Below are 19,349 nucleotides of genomic sequence, written 5' to 3'. Positions count from 1 at the left end.
AGCAAAGCGGCGCCGGTGATCCCTTGTGACGAGGCGTGCCTTTTCTGATTCGGCACGACCTCTGGGCATCCCGATCGACTCCCTGCACCTGCATTGCCACTTTTTTAGGCAGCGTCGGCGCCTGAATGCCCACCCCTTGGGCAATGGCGAAATCGACCGCGGAAAATCTCCGCAAATGCCCGCGATTCGCTAATTGGCACGGCTCTTGATTGGTGCAAGATGGCGGGACACCGCACCGACTCGACCGGCCAAACCGGACCAGGCGCGCCTGATCCGGCATTGACTGCGAGCCGTGGCGGATAGTCCGAAGGGGATCATAAGCGTGAAGAAGATCGAGGCGATAATCAAACCGTTCAAGCTGGACGAGGTGAAGGAAGCGCTGCACGAAGTCGGGGTCAGTGGCATCACTGTCACCGAGGCCAAGGGCTTCGGGCGCCAGAAGGGTCACACCGAACTTTATCGCGGCGCTGAATATGTCGTCGATTTCCTGCCCAAGGTGAAGCTTGAGGTTGTCGTCGACGACAATATGGCGGAGCGCGTTGTCGAAGCGATCGCCGCCGCCGCGCAGACCGGCCGCATTGGCGATGGCAAGATATTCGTGATCCCCATCGAGACCGCGCTTCGTATCCGCACGGGCGAGCGCAACGAGGACGCCCTCTAGGGACCGCCTCCGCCCATCCAGTTCAACACCCCCGGACGACCGGGACATCATCGCAAGAAGGACGTTCAGACCATGGCCACCAAGCCCAAGGATATCATTGCGCGGATCAAGGAAAACGACATCGAGTGGGTCGACCTGCGTTTCACCGACCCCAAGGGCAAATGGCAGCATCTCACGATGTGCGCCGGCGTGATCGATGAGGATGCACTCGAAGATGGGCTCATGTTCGACGGTTCGTCGATCGCCGGCTGGAAAGCGATCAACGAAAGCGACATGATCCTGAAGCCCGACCTCGAGGCGGTTTACGACGACCCCTTCTCGGCGACACCGATGCTCGTCATCTTCTGCGACATCGTCGAGCCCTCGACCGGCGAAGACTATGCGCGCGACCCGCGCACGACCGCGAAGCGTGCGGAGGCGTATCTCGGTTCCACGGGCATCGGCGACACCGTCTATGTCGGTCCCGAGGCCGAATTCTTCATGTTTGACGATGTGCGGTTCGAAACCGGCTACAACAAGTCGGGTTTCGAGATCGACGATGTCGAGCTGCCGACCAATACGGGCCGCAGCTATGAAGGTGGCAACCTTGCACACCGCCCGCGTGCCAAGGGCGGCTATTTCCCCGTCGCGCCGGTCGACAGCGCAGTCGACATCCGCGCCGAGATGGTCTCGACGATGCTCGAGCTCGGCCTGCCGTGCGACAAGCATCACCACGAAGTCGCCGCGGCGCAGCACGAACTGGGCCTGACCTTCGGGACGCTGACCCAGACCGCCGACCGCATGCAGATCTACAAATATGTCGTCCACCAGGTCGCGCACGCCTACGGCAAGACTGCGACGTTCATGCCCAAGCCGATCAAGGACGACAATGGCAGCGGCATGCACACGCACATCTCGATCTGGGAAAAAGGCAAGCCGCTCTTTGCGGGCAACGGTTATGCCGGCCTCAGCGACATGTGCCTTTATTTCATCGGCGGCGTCATCAAGCACGCCAAGGCGCTCAACGCCTTCACCAACCCGACGACGAACAGCTACAAGCGTCTCGTCCCGGGCTTTGAAGCGCCGGTGCTGCTCGCCTATTCGAGCCGCAACCGTTCGGCATCGTGCCGTATCCCCTATGGCGCAGGCGCCAAGGCTAAACGCGTCGAATTCCGATTCCCCGATGCGATGGCGAACCCCTATCTGTGCTATTCGGCACTGCTGATGGCGGGTCTCGACGGCATTCAGAACAAGATCCATCCCGGCGAGGCGATGGACAAGAATCTCTATGACCTGCCCCCCGAGGAACTGAAGGAAGTTCCGACCGTGTGCGGCAGCTTGCGCGAAGCGCTGGAAGCGCTGACGGCCGACCACGACTTCCTGTTGAAGGGCGACGTGTTCTCGAAGGACCAGGTTGAGGCCTATATCGAACTGAAGTGGGACGAGGTCTATCGTTTCGAGCAGACCCCGAGCCCGGTCGAATTCGACATGTACTACAGCGTCTGATCCTTCGCGACGGCGCAGCAAAAGGGGGCGTCCGGCTCGAGGAAAGCCGGGCGCCCCTTCTTGCTGGAGAAGAGCTCCGACGAGCTGTCCGGGAACTTCCCGCCGCCGCCGTTCATTGTCTTCGCGAGGGGAAGCCGCGAAGGATAGAACATGGCCGCCCCCCTGACCGCCACCGCCATCAACTGCTCGCTCTCGACCGGCGGGCGTGAAAGCTCGACTGACGCGATGCTGGCAGTGCTGGCCGAGCATTTCGAGGCGGAGGGCGTGACGGTCGAAGGCCCGATCCCCATCGCCGCGCACGACGTCAAATGGGGCGTCACCTCCGACGAAGGCGAAGGCGACGACTGGCCGGAGATCCGCGAGCGCATCCTTGCCGCAGATATCTTGATTTTCGGCACCCCGATCTGGATGGGGCAGGCGTCGAGCGTCGCGAAGCTGGTAATGGAGCGGATGGACGCTTTCCTTTCCGAAACCGACGACAACGGCCGGATGCCAAGCTATTCGAAGGTCGCGGTCGCTGCGATCGTCGGCAATGAAGACGGGGCGCACAACGTCTCGTCGCAGATTTTCCAGGCGTTGAACGACGTAGGCTGGACGATCCCCGCGGTCGCTGCCTGCTATTGGGTCGGAGAGGCGATGGGATCGGTCGACTTCAAGGACCTGAAGGAGCGCCCCGCGAAGGTCACCGAAACCGCGAGGATGGTCGCGGCCAACGCCGCGCATCTTGCGCGGCTGCTCAAGGCGTCACCCTATCCCGGCTGACGGCTTGCCCGCAGGGGATGCAGCGGTCACAAGGAGGCGAAGGAGTCTCCCGATGAAATCGCTCGCTGCGCTGTTCGCCCTTTCACTCGTCCTGGCCGCACCCGTGCACGCGGAACTGTCGCCCGCGGAGAAAAGGATCGCGGCGACGATCGACGCCGAGCAGGACCGCTCGATCGCACTGCTCGAGCGGCTGGTCAACCAGAACAGCGGCTCGCTCAACCTCGAAGGCGTTGAAAAGGTAGGCGCCATGATGCGCGCCGAGCTCGAGCCGCTGGGCTTTGCGGTGACGTGGAAGCCGATGCCGGAGACAAAGCGCGCGGGCCATCTGATCGCGGTGCACAAGGGCCGCGCGGGCAGGAAGCGCCGGCTGCTGATCGGCCATCTCGACACGGTGTTCGAACCCGATTCGCCCTTTCAGACCTTCACCCGCAAGGGCGACCTCGCCACCGGTCCGGGGGTCGGTGACGACAAGGGCGGCATGGTGGTGATCGTCGCCGCGCTGCGCGCGATGCAGGCGGCGGGGACGCTGAAGGACGCCAATATCGAAATCCACCTGACCGGCGACGAAGAGGATGCGGGCGACCCCATCTCCCAATCGCGCGCCGACCTGATCTCTGCGGGCAAGCGGAGCGACGTCGCGCTCGATTTCGAGGGGCTGGTGCGCGACGGCGGCGCCGACATGGGATCAGTCGCGCGCCGCTCCTCCGAAAGCTGGACGGTGACGACGACGGGCAAGGCCAATCACAGCTCGGGCATTTTCAGCGCCGAATCGGGCGACGGGGCCATCAATGAGCTGGCGCGCATCCTCCACCGCTTTCGCACCGAATTGCCCGAGCCCAACCTGACCTTCAGCGTCGGGCTGGTCGCGGGCGGGCAGGAGGTGTCGCTGGGCGACGGAGGCATCCGGGCGAGCGCGAGCGGCAAGACCAATATCATCGCCGCAACCGCGGTGGCGCGCGGCGACCTTCGCACGCTGTCGGCCGAACAGGCGGCGCGGGTGAAAGCAAGGATGGCGGCGATCGTGGCGGACCATGCACCGGGAACGGGGGCGAGCCTTGCCTTCGACCCCGGGGGCTATCCGGCGATGGCGCCGACCGAGGGCAACCGGGCGCTGCTCACCAAGCTCAACGGGGTCAATAGCGATCTCGGCCTTGCCCAAATGGCCGCGCTCGACCCGCTGAAGCGCGGCGCGGGCGACATCAGCTTTGTCGCCGCCGACGTCGACAGCCTTGCGGGGCTCGGCCCCTACAGCACCGGGGACCACGCGCCGGGCGAGACGCTCGAACTGCCGTCGATTGCGCGTCAGGCGACGCGCGCCGCGATCCTGATGTCGAGGTTGGCGATGGAAAGGCGCTGAAGGCGGCGGCGTCTGTCAAAATGACAGTTTGATCCCGGAGGGCCGCCGGGCATGACGAAATCAAGGAGGGGCGCTTGATTCATTCGCGCCAGCGCTTAGGTAGCAAAGCGAGACGTAATTTCACGCCGATGGGAGACACAGGATGAGCACCGAACAACATTTCAAGCAGAATTTCATCGGCGGCCGCTGGGTCGACAGCAAGGGCGGCAAGGAACATCAGGTCATCAACCCGGCGACCGAAGAGCCCGCCTCGACCATCGTTCTCGGCACCGCAGCCGACGTCGACGATGCCGTCGCTGCGGCGAAGGAAGCGTACAAGAGCTGGTCGCAGACGACGCGCGAGGAGCGGCTAGACATCCTCAACCGAATCGTCGAGGAATATAAAAAGCGCGGCGCCGATCTCGCCAAGTCGATGGCAGCCGAAATGGGCGCGCCGGTCAGCTTTGCCGCCACCGCACAGGTCGGCGCGGGCATCGGCGGCTTCCTGGGCACCATTGCCGCGCTCAAGGATTTCAGCTTCAGCGAGCAGCATGGCGCGAACAAGGTCGTTTACGAACCGATCGGCGTCGTCGGCATGATCACGCCGTGGAACTGGCCGCTCAACCAGATCGCCCTCAAGGTCGCTCCCGCACTCGCCGCGGGCAACACGATGGTGCTCAAGCCGTCGGAGGAATGCCCGGGCAACGCGACGATCTTTGCCGAGATCCTCGAAGCGGCGGGCGTGCCGCCCGGCGTCTTCAACCTCGTTCAGGGCGATGGCCCCACAGTCGGCAATGCAATCGCCGCGCATCCGGGGATCGAGATGGTGAGCTTCACCGGATCGACCCGCGCGGGCATTCTCGTCGCCAAGGCGGCCGCCGACACTGTCAAGCGCGTCCATCAGGAGCTCGGCGGCAAGTCCCCGAACATCGTCCTGCCCGATGCCGACCTTGAAGCCGTGCTGCCGCCGACGGTTCAGGGCGTTCTCGTCAACACCGGCCAGAGCTGCATCGCCCCGACCCGCATCCTCGTCCACAAGGACCGTGAGAGCGAGGCGGTCGGCGTGATCAAGGCAATGTTCGACGGCACGCAGGTCGGCGATCCGATGACCGAAGGCGCCCATATCGGCCCCGTCGTCAACAAGGCGCAGTTCGACAAGATTCAGGGCCTGATCCAGTCGGCGATCGACGAAGGCGCAAAGCTGGAGACCGGCGGCACGGGCCTGCCCTCCAACGTCAACCGCGGCTTTTATGTGAAGCCGACGGTCTTCTCAGGCGTGACGCCGAACATGCGGATCGCCAAGGAGGAAATCTTCGGCCCCGTCGCGACCGTGATGGCTTATGACGATCTCGACCAGGCGGTCGAGATTGCCAACGACACCGAATATGGCCTGTCGGCCGTCGTTTCGGGCGACCCCGCCAAAGCCGCCGAGGTCGCGCCGAAGCTGCGCGCGGGCATGGTCGCGGTCAACGCCTGGGGCCCCGGGCCGGGCGCCCCCTTCGGCGGCTACAAGGCGTCGGGCAACGGCCGCGAAGGCGGGCTGTTCGGGCTCAAGGACTTCATGGAAGTCAAGGCGATCAGCGGCATTCCCGCCTGATCCTTTAAGCCCCTCCGCTTCAGAGGCGGGGTTTGGGGTGGCGGCGCGCACCAGCGCGCAGGAAAGCCACACACCACCCCGCTGCGACGAACGCGCAAAGCGCATAAGCCTCGCGCCCCTCCTCTGAAGAGGAGGGGTTTTGCGTTTCACGATCTGCCGCTAAACGCCCCGCCATGACCAACCGCTCGCCGCTCGCCCCCGCATCCTTCCCCGCGCTCCCCGACATCGCCGGGGTCACGCTCCGCGTCGCGAGGGCGCGCTACAAGGAATGGGACCGCTGCGACCTGACCTATGTCGAGTTCGCGCCGGGCACCACGGTCGCAGGCGTGTTCACGCGCAACGTCTGCTGCTCGTCGGAGGTCGAACTCGGGCGCGAGCAGGTGAAGGGAGGAAATGGCCGCGCACTGATCGTCAACGCGGGCAACAGCAATGCTTTCACCGGCTATCGCGGGCGCGAGGCGGTGGAGCAGATCATGGCACAGGTCGCGGCGCATCTGGGCTGCGACGCGAGCGAGGTCTTCGTCAGTTCAACGGGCGTCATCGGCGTGCCGCTGCCCAAGGACAAGGCACGCGAGGGCGTCGCCGCGGCGTTGACCGCCGCGCCCTGCTCGTGGGAGGCAGCAGCCGAGACAATCGGGACCACCGACACCTTTGCCAAGGGCGCGGCCGCGAGCGCGGTTATCGGCGACCGCACGGTCCACGTCGCGGGAATCGTCAAGGGATCGGGGATGATCGCCCCCGACATGGCGACGATGCTCGGTTATATCTTCACCAACGCCGCGGTCGCGCCCGGACTGCTACAGGAGATGCTGACCCAGGCGACCGGCGGCAGCTTCAACAGCATCACCGTCGACAGCGACACCTCGACCAGCGACACGGTGCTGCTGTTCGCCACCGGACAGGCGGGCAATCCCGCCCTCACCTCATGGGACGATGCGGGGGCCGACGCACTCTATGCCGCGCTCCGCGCGGTCGCGCTCGACCTTGCGCATCAAGTCGTCCGCGACGGCGAAGGCGCGTCGAAATTCATCGAGGTGCAGGTAACGGGCGCGGTCAGCGACGACAGCGCCAAACGCGTCGCGCTCGCCATTGCCAACTCGCCGCTCGTCAAGACCGCGATTGCGGGCGAGGACGCCAATTGGGGGCGCGTCGTGATGGCGGTGGGCAAGGCGGGCGAGCCCGCGGACCGCGACCGGCTCGCGATCCGTTTCGGCGATCATTGGGTCGCAAAGGAGGGCTTGCCCGTGGATGGCTATGACGAGGCGCCTGTTGCGGCGCATCTCAAAGGCCAGGATATCCGTATCGGCGCCGACCTGGGGCTCGGCGAGGGGCGCGCGACCGTTTGGACGTGCGACCTCACGCATGGATATATCAGTATCAACGCGGACTATCGCAGCTGAGCCTGATTTGGTAGGGCGCCGCGGCGCTCAACCCTGCGCGCCGACCAGAGGAGGCTGTCATGGCAAGCCACGAAGCCTTCACCGATCTGCCGTGCTTTCGGGATCAGCTCGAAACGGCCTAAAGGCTATCCTTCCGAAACGCGGGTAAAACGGGGACACCGTTTCGTCCGCGGCGGGAAGGAACCGCTCGAAAAACTTGGTCATCTGGATCCGTGCCCCTGCGGCTCAGGGCAAAGGTTTCCGCAATTGCTGCCTTAAATCGGGTCGGTTTCGACGAACCAGAGCGGCATTACTATTGGTGCGAGTAAGGCAGAGGTGCCCCGGCGCGACGATCCCGCGCCGGGGATTTCGCTTTACAGCGCGCCTTCCAGCCAGCCCTTGAGGGCGCTTTTCGGGGCCGCGCCGACCTTGGTCTCGGCGATCTCGCCATTCTTGAAGAGGATCATTGTCGGAATGCCGCGTACGCCATATTTGGCAGGGGCATTGGGGTGATCGTCGATGTTGAGCTTGGCGATCACGACCTTTCCGTCGAGTTCATCCGAGATTTCCTCAAGGGCAGGGCCGATCATCTTGCAGGGACCGCACCATTCGGCCCAGAAATCGACGAGAACCGGCGTGTCGCTGTCCAGCACATCGGCCTGAAAGCTGTCGTCAGTGATCGCTTTGGTACCCATTTTCTTACTCCTGAATTCCCTCTTGGCATCCAAGCTAGGCAGTCGGTTGTCCCGGCTCAAGCCCCGCGGGGGACAAATTCGACTTGGCGGCCGGCAAGGCGGGCTTGTGCGCGTCGAGGATCGCGTCGCCAAGTTCGATCAGCTTGGGTGCCGCGGTATAGAGCAACGCCGATCGGACCCGCCGACCGGGAAAGATCACGCGAAGCGCATCGCGATAGGCCGCCATCTGGCGCAGGTAGGCGGGCGCGACATCGGCCGCGCCTTCGGGCACCTGCCGCCCGGTCTTATAATCGATCACGGTCACCGTCTCCTCGGTGACGAGGAGCCGGTCGACGATCCCGGTGACGACCAGCCCGCCATCGACCACTGCCGACAGGGGCACTTCGGCAAGGCTCCCGGGCCCGAACAGCGCGGCGTGTGCCGGATCGCGAAGCACCGCCAGCACTTCATCGGCCATCGCTTCGCGCGCCGCGGCGCCGAGCTCCGGCGCCTGCCGGGCGAGCCAGCGCAGCGCCGCCGCGCGGCGCCTGTCGTGAGCAAGCGGGGGCAGCCGTTCGAACAAGGCGTGGAGCAACAGCCCTCGCGTCACAGCATCGGCGCGCACCGTCCCCTGCGGCGGGAGCGCGACATCGTCTTCGCCAAGGGCAGAAGGCGCGAGCGGGCGGGGCGGGCGTGCCTCCTCAGGCGCCGGGGCGTGCGCCCATGGTGGGAAGATGAGCGGCGGCGGCGCGGCCTTTGCAGCCTTCTCGCGCCGCGCCCATTTACCCCGGTTAGCGCGATGGACACGGCGCTTGCGCCAGTGCTGTCCTGCCTCTTCCCAATCACATCCCATGTTGGTGAGAATATTCTCGACGGCGGCGTGCCAGCTCGTCTCTGGGACGCTATGGTCGGGCTTCTTCGTGACCCCCGCGACGACCAATATTTCCTCGGCGCGCGTCATTGCCACGTAGAAAAGACGCCAATGTTCCTCGACCGCGGCCTCCGCTTCCTTCCGATAGGCCTCGGCGAGCGCGCCATGCCGCTCGTCGGCAGGGAGCGCGAAGACGGGCAGCTTCTCCCATCCCGCGACGTCGACATGGAACGGCCGGCGGCCGATCGCCGCGTCGTCGGTCGCATCGGCGAGGATGACGATGGGGGCCTGCAGCCCCTTCGAACCGTGCACCGTCATCACGCGCACCACATCGCTGCGCGCCTCGGTCTGGCGCTTGATGTCGGCGCCGCTGCCCGACACCGCGGTCAGAAAACCGAGCAAGGAAACTGTCTCGCGCGTCTCGAACTTGAGCGCCTGGTTCAAAAGCTCGTCGATCGGATCACGCGCCTCGCGCCCCAGCCGCGCATAAAGCTTGCGCCTTCCGTCGATCGGCCCCGACAGCACGGTTTCCAGAAAGCGGAAGGGCGTCGTGAAATCGGCCATGCCAAGGAGGTGGCGCAGCGCTTCCATCGTGGCGGCGGGAACGTCGCTCTCGACCTTTCGCAGATGCTCCCAGATCGCCGCGCGGCCGCGGTTGCGGGTCCGCTGGTAAAGTTCGTCCTGCGTCCACCCGATCAGCGGCGAGACAAGCAGCGCGGCAAGGTTGAGATCGTCGAGCGGCTGCACCGCAAAGCGCATCGCTGCCATCAGATCCTGCACCGCGAGCGGTTGGGTCAGCGCGAAGCGATCGACGCCCGCAACGGGGACGTGAAGCGCCTGCAGCCGCGCGACAATTCGCGCCGCAAGATCGCGCCGCCGCCGCACGAGGATCATGACGTCGCCCGGCACGACCGGGCGGCCGTCCTTGCCGTGCTTGATCCACCCTTGGACCTCGTCGGCGATCGCACGAGCAAGGCGCATCGAGGCAGGATCGGACGCGGGAGCGCTGCCTTCGCCGCTCTCGTCCTCGCCAGGCTCCTCGGCTTCGGCGTCGAGCGCCTTACCCACGGGGAGGGGCGCCCACAGCTCGACCTGGCCCGCATGCGCCTCGCGGAACGGTCGGTGGGGCGGCTCCGCGCCGTCGAGGCCCATCAGCCGGGTGCCGCCCGCTTCCAGCCAGGCGTCCGCGACCTGCAAGACAGCAGGGGTCGAGCGGTAATTGGAAACGAGGTCGACCTCTTGCAGCGGATTCGGCGTCTCTTCGGCAAGCAATTGGAACAACTGCTTTGCCTGGGCGAAGGCACCAGGATCGGTGCCCTGAAAACCGAAAATCGCCTGCTTGCGGTCCCCGACCGTGAAGAGGGTACGGATGCGCTCGTCCTTCGCGCCGCTGCCCGCGAAAAACTCCTCGGCGAGCGAGTGGACTATCCCCCACTGGCGCATATTGGTGTCCTGCGCCTCGTCGACCAATATATGGTCGGTGCGCTGGTCGAGCTTGAAGCGCACCCATTCACCGAACTGACTGACGCGCAGCAGCGCGCCCGCAAGGCTGATCAGATCGTCGAAATCGGCCAGCCCCGCCTCGCGTTTGGCGAGCGCATAAGCTTCGGCAAAGCGGCTCCCCAGCCTCCACGCGGCCGCGAGCTCGTCGGCGACGCGCATTGCGGTGGCGGTGCCGAGCAGAGCCTGTCCTGCCTCGACGATCCGCGTCGCCGCGTCGAGGGAATCCTTCATCTTGCCCTTCTCGCCCGCGAAATCGGCGCGCAGATCTCCCTTGCCCGTCAGGAAGCAGGCGATGAGTTTGCGGAGCATCGCGGCGCGCGCATCGGCATCGCCCGTCAGCCAGCCGACCATCACGTCAGAGCAATCAAGCCCGCGCTGCGTCCCCCAAGCCGCGCCGCTCGCCGCGACCTCCTTGATGTCGGCATCGGCGATCACGCCCGCAGCCAGCTGCTCGCGGACCCACGCATCGGGTTCGCCCGCCGGCAGATCGAAGGCCGCGCGGAGGTCGTGCGCCGCGGGCGGCAAGAGCGCGCGCGGCCCGCCGAACGCCGCGGCGCAGCGCGACAGAAAGGCCAGCGCAGCATCCGGGCCCAGCCGCCGCGACAGCATCGCTGCGGCGTCGCGAAGCCCCGTCCCACCCTCGCCACCCTCGAGGAGGTCGGCGAGCACCTGCCGCTTCAGCGTCTCGGCCTCGTCCTCCTCGATCGCGCGAAAACCGGGGAGCAGCTTGGCCTCGAGCGGGAAGCTCGCGAGCAGGGTCTGGCAAAAGCTGTGGATCGTCTGGACCCGGATCGCGCCGGCAGGGCTATCGATCACCGTCGCGAACAGCGACCGCGCGCGCTGGATCAGCCCCGGCTGACTCCAGTCGAGCCCGAGCGCATGAAGGTCAAGCCGCAGATCGCCGTCGTCCATCCGCACCCAGGCCGCGAGCCTTTCGTGGATACGGTGCGCCATTTCAGCGGCGCCGGCCTTGGTGAAGGTGATGCACAGGATGGCCTCGGGCGAGATGCCCTCGAGCATCAGCCTGAGGACGCGTGCCGAGAGCACCTGCGTTTTGCCCGTTCCTGCCGACGCGCCGAGCCAGACATGGCTTTGTGGGTCGGCGGCGGCGCCCTGTCGCGGGTCGAGCCGGGCGAGACCGGCGAACTTGCTCATCACTCGCTCTCCCCGCGCCCGAACCATTCATCGCGGCGCATCAGCTGGTCATAATCGCCATAAGCTGCCGCCTCGCCCGGCACGAAGGGCGCATCGCCGAGGAGGAAGCGGCCGGCAAGCTCTGCCAGAGCGTCGGCCGCGTGGCGGACCGCGTCCTCCGCGCTCTTGAGACCGCTGCGCGGTCCATAGCTACAGGAAATTTTCCCGGCGCCTTCGGCGTGCCGGTCGGGACGCAGGCTCCAATATTCAAGCGCCGCCACTCGCGCCGCCGGCAAACCGTCAAACCCGCCCCGTTCGGCGATCAGGCCAAGCAGACCGAGCTGATTATCGAGCTTCTCGAACGCGGCCTTGGCGCTCGGCGCGCCGCCCGACTTATAGTCGACGATGGCAAGCTGCCCTTCAGCGTCGCGGTCAATGCGATCAGCCTTCCCGTGGAGCATGATTCCATCCGCCGCGACCTCGCCGCGCGCTTCGACCCCGACGGGCACCCGCCCGTCCGCGCCCGTGATCCGGGCAGCCGCCCAGCGCAGCGCCGGCTCCATCCGCGGCAACCAGAAGGCCCGATCGAGCGCGTCGAGCGCCGGGTCGGCGGCGAGCGCGCTGAGCTGGGCCTCGAACCCCTCCGCCGTCGCACCGCCGCGCACCCAATCTTCGAAAAGCTTATGCACGCGCGTCCCGCGCCAGCGCGGGTCGGGCGCGGCGCTCAACGGATCGAGCGCGGCGAGGCCGAGCATCGCATGCGCATAGTAAGCGAAAGGATCGCGCGCGAGCCGATCGACCGCAGTGACACTGATCCGGCGCGGCCGATCGGCTGCAGCGGGCCGCGGGGCGGGACGCGGCACCGGCTGCGGATCGCCGGGGGGCGCGTCAAGCTCGGCAGCGAGCCGGGTGAGCGGCACCCCGCCGGGCCTGGGTTCGGGGATTTCGCCCGCGAGTGCCAGCAGCCGCAGCCAGAAGCGCGAGGCGACCGCTGGATCGCCGCCGCTGCGCTCGGCCCGGGTCACCACGATATCGCTTGCGCCGAGGGCGCCCGCGAAATCATGGGCCGCCATCCCCTGTTGCCGCTCGGGCGCCGGCAGCCCAAGCAGGCGGCGGATACCAGGCGCGAGCCACGGGTCGGGCTGGGTCGCTGCGGGCCAGCGCCCTTCGTCGAGCCCGCCGAGAATCATCAGGTCGGCGCGCTGCAGCCGCGCTTCGAGCAATCCCCAGATAAAGAGACGCGGATGCCCGCCATAGGGTGGCCGCACGCTGGTCTGCCCGAGCAATTGTCCGAGCATCTCCGCGAAATCAGCCGGGTCGACGAACGCCGGCCCATCGCCGCGTGCGAGCGCCCACTCGTCGAACAGCCCTGCGAGCATCCGCCCCGCGGAGCCCGTCCAGGCAGCATCGCCGGCGAGCGCTTCAAGCGCGGTCTGGAGCGCAGCCAGCAGCGCCGCGGGCGACGTCGGACCCGACGCGAAGGGCGCAAGCGCGGACCCCAGCGCAACCCTGACCTTCTCCCACCAAGGTTGGAGTTGCACCGCAAGCCCGTGCCCGCGCGCCGCGGGGTCGGCGGCGCGCTCTGCGATACGCGCACTCACGCCGATCCAGCCCGGCTGCAGCCCTGGCTCGCGCAGCATGAGATCGAGGCGCCGGACCTGATCAAGCCATTGGCTCCGCCCCAGGCTCCCTTTCACCAGCGGGTGACCAAGCAGCGAGACGAGGGCGACGGGATCGAATGCCGCCGCGAGCTCGGCGAGCAGCAAGAGCAGCGCCCCAGGCGGGGTGCGCGACAAGGGCTGGCCCGCGCTATCGTCGACCGCGATGCCCCAGCGCGCGAGCGCTGCCGCGACGCGCTCGGCCAGGCCGCGGTCGGGCGTGACCAGGGCCGCAGTGCGCCCCGGTGTTTCCAGCGCCTCGCGCATCAGCAGAGCGATGCCCTGCGCCTCCTGCCCGTCATCGGCAAATAGTGCGCCCGAAATCCCGACGGTCGCCTCCGACAGGTCTCCAGCGGCCTGCCACTGCGCCGTGTAATCGGCGGGCGCGAAGATCAGCGAGACAAAAGGCGAGCGGGCGGGCGGGCCATCGAACGACGAGGTCGCCTCCCACAGCATGACCTCCTCGCGGCTTGCCCCGATACGGTCGAGGAGCAGCTTGAGATGATATTGGGGATGAGTTTCGAGCGGCCGCGCATTTCTGTCGGGATCGGGCCGCGTCGGTCCGAGCGCCTCCCACTCCTCCGCCGCCATCTCCTGGTCGAGCCCCGGCAGCACGACCATGCCGCGATCAAGCTCGGCAACCGTCCGCAAGAGGCGCGCGATGGCTGGCGCCGCGGTCGTGATCCCCGCCGCGACCGTAAAGCGGGCAGGCGGTGCGGCGCGCCACCCGGCGGCGACCCTGTCCAGCAGCCGGTTGCGGCGATCGGCCCGGTCGATGCTGCCCGTTCGCGCGAGCACCGCGGGCCAATGGTCGACAAGCAAGCGAAGCCGCTCGAGCGAGGTCTGCCAATGCTCGGCCAATGCACCGAGGTCGAGATCGACCAGGGCAGCAGGTGGGACCTCCTCATAGCAAAGCTGGTCGATGACCCGCGCGAGCCCATCGGCGAGCTGGAACGCGGCAGCGCCCGTGATCGCGCTTTCGCCGATGGGCGTGTGACGCTCGATCAGCTCCGCAAGCAGCAAGCGGCGGCGCAGCGGCTCGATCGCCGGCGCGATCGGATCCTCGTCCAGCCCGTCGAGCGCGAGCCCGACCGACTCGTCGAGATCGGCATCGCCAATCACCGCGAGCCGCGGCATCAGCAGCCCCTGCCCGCCCGCGCGGACAAACGCCGCCTGTACAGCGCTGCGCGCGCGGTTGCTCGGCAAGAGGATCAGCCCCTCGGCGAGCCCCAACGCACCGTCGGCGAAGCGCGCGAGCAGCCCGGCGGCGAGCGCATCGGCGAAGGCACGGTAGACCGGGATGGAATAGAGGGTGGGTTTAGATTTCACCGACGTCATCGCGAGCGCAGCGAAGCAATCCGCAGCGGTTTACGCAAGCGTTGCTTTGCAGCCGACCCTCGCCGCGCACAATGGCGATGACGCGATATCAAACCTCGCTCAGCGCCGCTTCGGTCGGCGCGATGCTCGCGGGCGTGCCGACATCGAACCATTGCCCCATGTGCGAAACGCCGAAAAGCCGCTGCGCCGCAATCGCGCGGTTCCAGAGAATGTTGGTTGAAAAAGGACCTTCGGGCGCGCCGGCCAGCAGCCGGGGCGAAATCAGCTGGATGCCCGTGTAGACGAAGGGCGCAACGCGTCCGGGCTTCCGGCGCGTCAGCCGTCCGGCGCCGTCCATGTGAAAATCGCCCTGGCCGCTGTGTCCCCTCGCGCTCGCCTGGCGGATCAGCAGCAGCAGCGCGTCCATCCTCTCACCATCCCAATGATGCGCAAGGTGGCAGATGCTGTCCTCCGGCCCGTCGGTCCAGATATTGTCGCTGTTGACGATCAGGATAGGATCACCGGTGAGCAATGGCAGCGCCTTCACCATCCCGCCGCCCGTTTCGAGGAGCTGATCGCGCTCGTCTGAAATGGCGATGGTGAACCGCCGCTTTTGCGCCGCCAGATGCGCCTCGAGCGCGTCCGCGAGATAGTGGACATTGACGACGACGTGAGGAATTCCCGCAGCCTCGATCCGGTCGAGGCTGTGATCGATCAACGCTTTGCCCGCGACGCGCACGAGGGGCTTGGGCCGCGCCGCGGTCAGCGGCCGCATCCGCTTGCCGAGCCCCGCCGCCATCACCATCGCGCTTTCGATCTTCGCACTCACGCTTGGGACTCCAGCCAGGCCCTCGCCCGCTTCTCGGGCGGTACATTGGCGTCGAACCATTGCCGCACAGCCGCGAGTGCCGGCGCCGCGAGGTCGCGCTCGAGCAACGCCCACATGCGCGGCTGAAACTGGCGGTAGCCCGCTTTTCCGTCACGCTTCCACAGCCGGACGAAGACGCCAAGGATGCGCGTGTTGCGCTGCGCGGCAAGCGCCCAATATGCGCGCCGATAAGCCTCGCCCTCGCCCGTTGCCGCGACATAGCGATCGAGCATCGCGGCCTCGACGGCTGTCGACACATCGCGCCGCGCATCTTCGAGCACCGAGGCGAGGTCATAAGCGGGGTGGCCAAGCAGGGCGTCCTGAAAATCGAGCAGTCCGAAATGCGCGATCCCGTCGCGGCCCTCGACCAGCATGATATTCTCCGCGTGGAAATCGCGCAGGACCGTGACGCGGCGAAGGCCATCCTTTTCGAGCGGCGTCAGCACCGCTTCCCACGCAGCGCGAAAGCCGTCACGATCGACCTCGAGATCGAGCGCAGGACAGTACCAGTCGGTGAACAGCATGACCTCGTCGAGCCACTGCTCAAGACCGTGCACCGGCAATCCCTCCATCGCCGGGCACGCGTGGAGATGGACAAGCAGATCGGTCACTCCGGCGTAATACTCCGCTTCCCTGCCGGTCTCATCGTCGACAGTCTCGCGCAGTCGCACGTCGCCGAAATCCTCGATCAGCAACAAGCCCTTATCGAGATCGCGCGCGATGATTGTCGGCGCGCTCAGACCAAGGCCGCACAGATATTCGGCGACCGCGATGAATGGCCGGGGGTCCTCGTGGGGCGGCGGCGCGTCCATCAGTACCGCCTGCCGGCTCTTGTCGACGACCCGGAAATATCGGCGGAACGAGGCGTCACCGGCGAGCGGCAGGATCTGCGCATCGCCCCAGCCATGCGCGGCAAGAAAGGTGGGCGCATGGGCGGGCGGAATCATCAAAGCGGCCATCGCGCCTCCCAAGCCCGCGGCACATCGGCTGTCAAGACGCGCGCGTCGCCGCTCCCCGAAATCGTCAGCGTCAGCGCGCTGAGCCACCCCCTCGCCCCCAATCGTTCGGGCCATTCGATCAGCAGCGCACCGTCATAGAGATATTCGTCAAGTCCGAGTTCGATGAGCTCGCTTGCATCCTCGATCCGGTAGAGATCGACGTGCGCGATCGCGAGGTCAACTTCGGGCGGGGTATAGGGCTGGACGATAGCGAAGGTGGGACTGGGCGCCTCGCCTACCAACCCCCGCGCCTTCAGCATCGCACGCGCGAGCGTCGTTTTGCCTGCGCCGAGATCGCCCGACAGCAGCACGACATCGCCAGGGATCAGCGCCGCGCCGATCGCGCCGCCAATGCGCTCGGCGTCGGACAGGTCGTAGCGGCACGAAAAATCGCTCATGCTCCGCGCGGCAAGCTGATGCGCACCAGCGTCCCCTGGCCCTTTTCGCTCAGCACCTCCATCGTACCGCCATGTGCGGCGACGAGCTGGCGCGCGAGCGCAAGGCCGATTCCGCCGCTCGGCGTCCCCGCCCGCTCGCCCCGCGTTACCGCCGCGACCGCCTCGGGCAGGCCCGGTCCATTGTCGGACACAACGATGTCGACCCCGCGCGGGTCGCCCTCGGCATGCAGCAGGACGCGCCCGCCCGTCCGGCGCGTCGGCGCGGTAAAGCGCACGGCATTGTCGAGGAGCCCGGCGACAAGCCGCGAGAGGCGCAGCGCATCACCCTCGATCGTGCCGAGATCGACGGAGATATTGTCAACCAGCTCGATGCCTTCGGCGTCAGCCAGCGGCTTCACGTCGGCGAGTGCCTGGCCGAGGAGCCCCCGCACGTCGACCGCCGCGCGCTCGATCGCGAGCGTTCCTGCCTCGCCCTGCGCGAGGTCGAGCACATTGTCGATCTGACGCCCGAGCACGGCGACCGACTCCATAATCGCATCGACATAGCTTTGCTGTTGCGGGTCGAGCTTACCGGCATAGCCTGCTTGCAACATCTCGCCATAGCCGCCGATCGAGGTCAGCGGCGTGCGCAGCTCGTAGCTCATTCGCGACAAGAAGGCGGTCTTGACCTTGTCGGCAGCCTCCAGCGCCTCGTTGCGTTCGCGCAGCGCGCTCTCGATCCGCCGGCTGTCCGTGACATCGAGCATGATGAGAAGCGCATTGCCGTCGGGCAGCGGGATCGAGGCGAAATCGAAATGGCGTCCGTCGCCGAAACGGATCTGCCCGGCGCGCTGCGTCCGCTCGAGCGTCGCGGCACGGATCACCTCCTGGACGATGCTGATCTGGTTCGGCTTCGCCAGCCGATCGGCGAGCCCGCTCATCAGCACATCGACGCGCGGATGCGCCGCGAGCCTTGCCTCATCGACCCCCCACAGGCGGCGGAAACGCTGGTTCCAAAGGTGGAGGCGGCCGTCGGGCGCAAAGACCGCGATCGCCTCGAAAAGATTGTCGAAGGTCGCGGTGCGGACGCGCAGCAGCGTGTCGCGCGCCCCCGCAAGCTGCACCTGTTCGGTGCGATCTTCGGCAATGAGCAGAAGCCCGCCGTCTGGGGTCGGCTGCGCAACTACACGCAGATGGGTGCCGTCGCGCAGCAACCACTCTTCCTCGCTCGCTCCGGCGCTCGCAAACCAGCCGACATGGCTTTCGCGCCATTCGGGATAGTCGCGCACCTCGGGCACGCGCCCCTCTTCGCGCCACGCATCGAGCAGACGCGCAAAGGGCGTCGCATCGGCGATCGCATCGGCATCGACATCGAACAAGCGTCGGAAGGGCTGGTTGGCAAAGACGAGCCCCTGATCGGGACCGAACTGTGCAACCGCGGCTGACAGTCGGTCGAGCAGCTCGCGCTGCGCGTCGGCAAAGCGGCGGTGCGCGCCGCGTTCGCTTTCAAGCTCCTGCACGTCGATCGCATAGCCCGCGACCCCGATCGGGTGCCCGCCCTCGGGCGCGAGCGGTACGTCGACGACGCGCATGATACGCCGCTCGCCCTCGAGCGTCACCGGCACCGTGCGCGTCTGCGCTGTGCCCGCCGTGCGCGCCTCGTCGGCGGCATCGGCCGCGCTCACCCCTGCGACCGGCTCGCAAAGCTCGACGCCGCCCTCGATCACCGCCGCCGCGCTCCCCGCCTCGACCGCGCGGACATAGGCGCGGTTGACGAGCGCGAGACGCAAATCGGTATCGCGGAACCACATCGGAAAGGGCGCCGCCTCGATCAGCCCGGACAATGCTTCGAACGCCGCCATCGCTTCATTTCGCTCACGGCGCATATCGGCGAGCGCCTGCTCCCCCTCGGTCGCATCGCTCAGCCACAAGAGAACACAGCCCGGCCCACCGATCGCGACGGGAGCGGCCGAGCCTTGAATAATGAGTGTTCGGCTGCCGCCCTGCGGCCGAAGGCTCAACGTGAAGACGCGCGCGCCGCGCTGCGCGCCCAGGATCGCCTGGCGCAGCGCCTCGAGCCCGTCTCGATCAAGGCCTTGTTCGATTCCCGCAAGTTCGTCGAAATTGCGCGGGTCGCGGTCGAGTCCCAGCCAGCGTCCGAGCCGCTCGCTCGCCTCGATCCGCCAGTCGGCGCGCACGACCACGGGCAGATAGGGCGAGGCCTCGACGAGGCTCGCGAGACGCTCGGTTTGTGCAGCGACGAAGGCCGATCGCCGCTGCATCGCAATCCCGCGTCCGACCGCCCAGAGACCCGCGAGCAACCACAGTGCCGCGAAGAGGCCCAGCGCGAACACCGCCCCCGGGGTCTGCGTCATCGGCGCCGTGCCCCGATGGGCGATAAGACAGGCTCTCGTGCAATGGACATGTGCTCGCCCTATCGACTGTCTAAGGGCGATTCAATCATTCGCCGCTGCGCGCTTGAAGCGACCGGTCGCAACCGGGCGCCGCTTGGCCGACTGCGGCAGTTCTGCCACAGGCGCCGGGGAAAGGGCGAATGTCCGCCTTATCGCGCTTGACTTGCCGCAAAAGCTTTGGAACGCTCGCCCTTATGGCAAATTCAAGGGCGCAAAAGACGCCTGGCGGATTTGACGATTTGGTAAGGCCGAATTGGCAAGAATGCGGCCTTGATGAAAAACCGGGGAAATATCAATATGATTAATGTGAAGAGC

14 protein-coding genes are annotated in these 19,349 nt (G+C 66.8%); 6 read left to right on the top strand and 8 right to left on the bottom strand.

All coding sequences use genetic code 11. The features are described 5' to 3' along the window. Positions 1 to 322: 322 nt before the first annotated feature. Positions 323 to 661 carry a P-II family nitrogen regulator gene (locus tag B5X69_RS08670; protein ID WP_053555097.1) on the top strand — a complete coding sequence of 113 codons (339 nt, stop codon included), beginning with the start codon at positions 323 to 325 and terminating at the stop codon, positions 659 to 661. 72 nt (positions 662 to 733) lie between these two features. Further along, positions 734 to 2,146 (top strand): type I glutamate--ammonia ligase, encoded by a 1,413-nt coding sequence (glnA, locus tag B5X69_RS08665; protein WP_079638303.1) that lies wholly within the window; start codon positions 734 to 736, stop codon positions 2,144 to 2,146. Here the strand turns inward: glnA and B5X69_RS21410 are convergent. Next, the gene (locus B5X69_RS21410; protein WP_176141550.1) at positions 2,134 to 2,298 is read right to left on the bottom strand and encodes a hypothetical protein; all 165 of its coding nucleotides are present in this window, start codon (positions 2,296 to 2,298) and stop codon (positions 2,134 to 2,136) included. The genes glnA and B5X69_RS21410 overlap by 13 nt on opposite strands. Here B5X69_RS21410 and B5X69_RS08655 point away from each other — a divergent pair. From B5X69_RS08655 to argJ, 4 genes are all read left to right on the top strand, one after another. After that, on the top strand, positions 2,297 to 2,908 hold the full coding sequence (locus tag B5X69_RS08655) for a flavodoxin family protein (RefSeq protein ID WP_079638301.1): 612 nt from the start codon (positions 2,297 to 2,299) through the stop codon (positions 2,906 to 2,908). The two genes, B5X69_RS21410 and B5X69_RS08655, sit on opposite strands and share 2 nt — an antisense overlap. A gap of 52 nt (positions 2,909 to 2,960) precedes the next feature. Further along, a complete protein-coding gene (locus B5X69_RS08650; protein WP_079638300.1) occupies positions 2,961 to 4,265 on the top strand; it encodes a M20/M25/M40 family metallo-hydrolase in 1,305 nt (434 codons plus the stop codon). A gap of 142 nt (positions 4,266 to 4,407) precedes the next feature. After that, entirely contained in the window at positions 4,408 to 5,841 is a 1,434-nt protein-coding gene (locus B5X69_RS08645) for an aldehyde dehydrogenase family protein (protein ID WP_079638299.1), read from the top strand. A 173-nt stretch (positions 5,842 to 6,014) separates the two neighbouring features. Then, positions 6,015 to 7,241 (top strand): bifunctional glutamate N-acetyltransferase/amino-acid acetyltransferase ArgJ, encoded by a 1,227-nt coding sequence (gene argJ, locus B5X69_RS08640; protein ID WP_079638298.1) that lies wholly within the window; start codon positions 6,015 to 6,017, stop codon positions 7,239 to 7,241. Positions 7,242 to 7,594: 353 nt separating this feature from the next. On the opposite strand, the gene trxA is transcribed toward argJ, so the two are convergent. The 7 genes from trxA to B5X69_RS08600 form a co-directional block, all read right to left on the bottom strand. Beyond that, the gene (trxA, locus tag B5X69_RS08630; protein WP_079638297.1) at positions 7,595 to 7,915 is read right to left on the bottom strand and encodes a thioredoxin TrxA; all 321 of its coding nucleotides are present in this window, start codon (positions 7,913 to 7,915) and stop codon (positions 7,595 to 7,597) included. Between the two features lie 34 nt (positions 7,916 to 7,949). Next, on the bottom strand, positions 7,950 to 11,423 hold the full coding sequence (addA, locus tag B5X69_RS08625) for a double-strand break repair helicase AddA (RefSeq protein ID WP_079638296.1): 3,474 nt from the start codon (positions 11,421 to 11,423) through the stop codon (positions 7,950 to 7,952). Then, complete coding sequence (gene addB, locus B5X69_RS08620) at positions 11,423 to 14,398, bottom strand: double-strand break repair protein AddB (RefSeq protein ID WP_079638295.1); 2,976 nt, start codon at positions 14,396 to 14,398, stop codon at positions 11,423 to 11,425. The genes addA and addB overlap by 1 nt, the downstream gene beginning before the upstream one ends. Before the next feature lie 88 nt (positions 14,399 to 14,486). After that, positions 14,487 to 15,206 carry a nucleotidyltransferase family protein gene (locus tag B5X69_RS08615; RefSeq protein WP_245798675.1) on the bottom strand — a complete coding sequence of 240 codons (720 nt, stop codon included), beginning with the start codon at positions 15,204 to 15,206 and terminating at the stop codon, positions 14,487 to 14,489. Next, positions 15,203 to 16,204 carry an aminoglycoside phosphotransferase family protein gene (locus tag B5X69_RS08610; RefSeq protein ID WP_245798674.1) on the bottom strand — a complete coding sequence of 334 codons (1,002 nt, stop codon included), beginning with the start codon at positions 16,202 to 16,204 and terminating at the stop codon, positions 15,203 to 15,205. The genes B5X69_RS08615 and B5X69_RS08610 overlap by 4 nt, the downstream gene beginning before the upstream one ends. Continuing rightward, entirely contained in the window at positions 16,192 to 16,641 is a 450-nt protein-coding gene (gene tsaE / locus B5X69_RS08605) for a tRNA (adenosine(37)-N6)-threonylcarbamoyltransferase complex ATPase subunit type 1 TsaE (RefSeq protein WP_079638293.1), read from the bottom strand. Before tsaE ends, B5X69_RS08610 begins: the two co-directional genes overlap by 13 nt. Then, positions 16,638 to 18,995 (bottom strand): PAS domain-containing sensor histidine kinase, encoded by a 2,358-nt coding sequence (locus B5X69_RS08600; protein WP_079638292.1) that lies wholly within the window; start codon positions 18,993 to 18,995, stop codon positions 16,638 to 16,640. Before B5X69_RS08600 ends, tsaE begins: the two co-directional genes overlap by 4 nt. Positions 18,996 to 19,349 lie beyond the last annotated feature (354 nt).

The organism is Sphingopyxis flava (assembly GCF_900168005.1).
GTDB classification, from domain to species: domain Bacteria; phylum Pseudomonadota; class Alphaproteobacteria; order Sphingomonadales; family Sphingomonadaceae; genus Sphingopyxis; species Sphingopyxis flava.
Note: the sequence above shows the minus strand (reverse complement) of the source record. Positions and strands in the feature narration are given on the sequence as shown.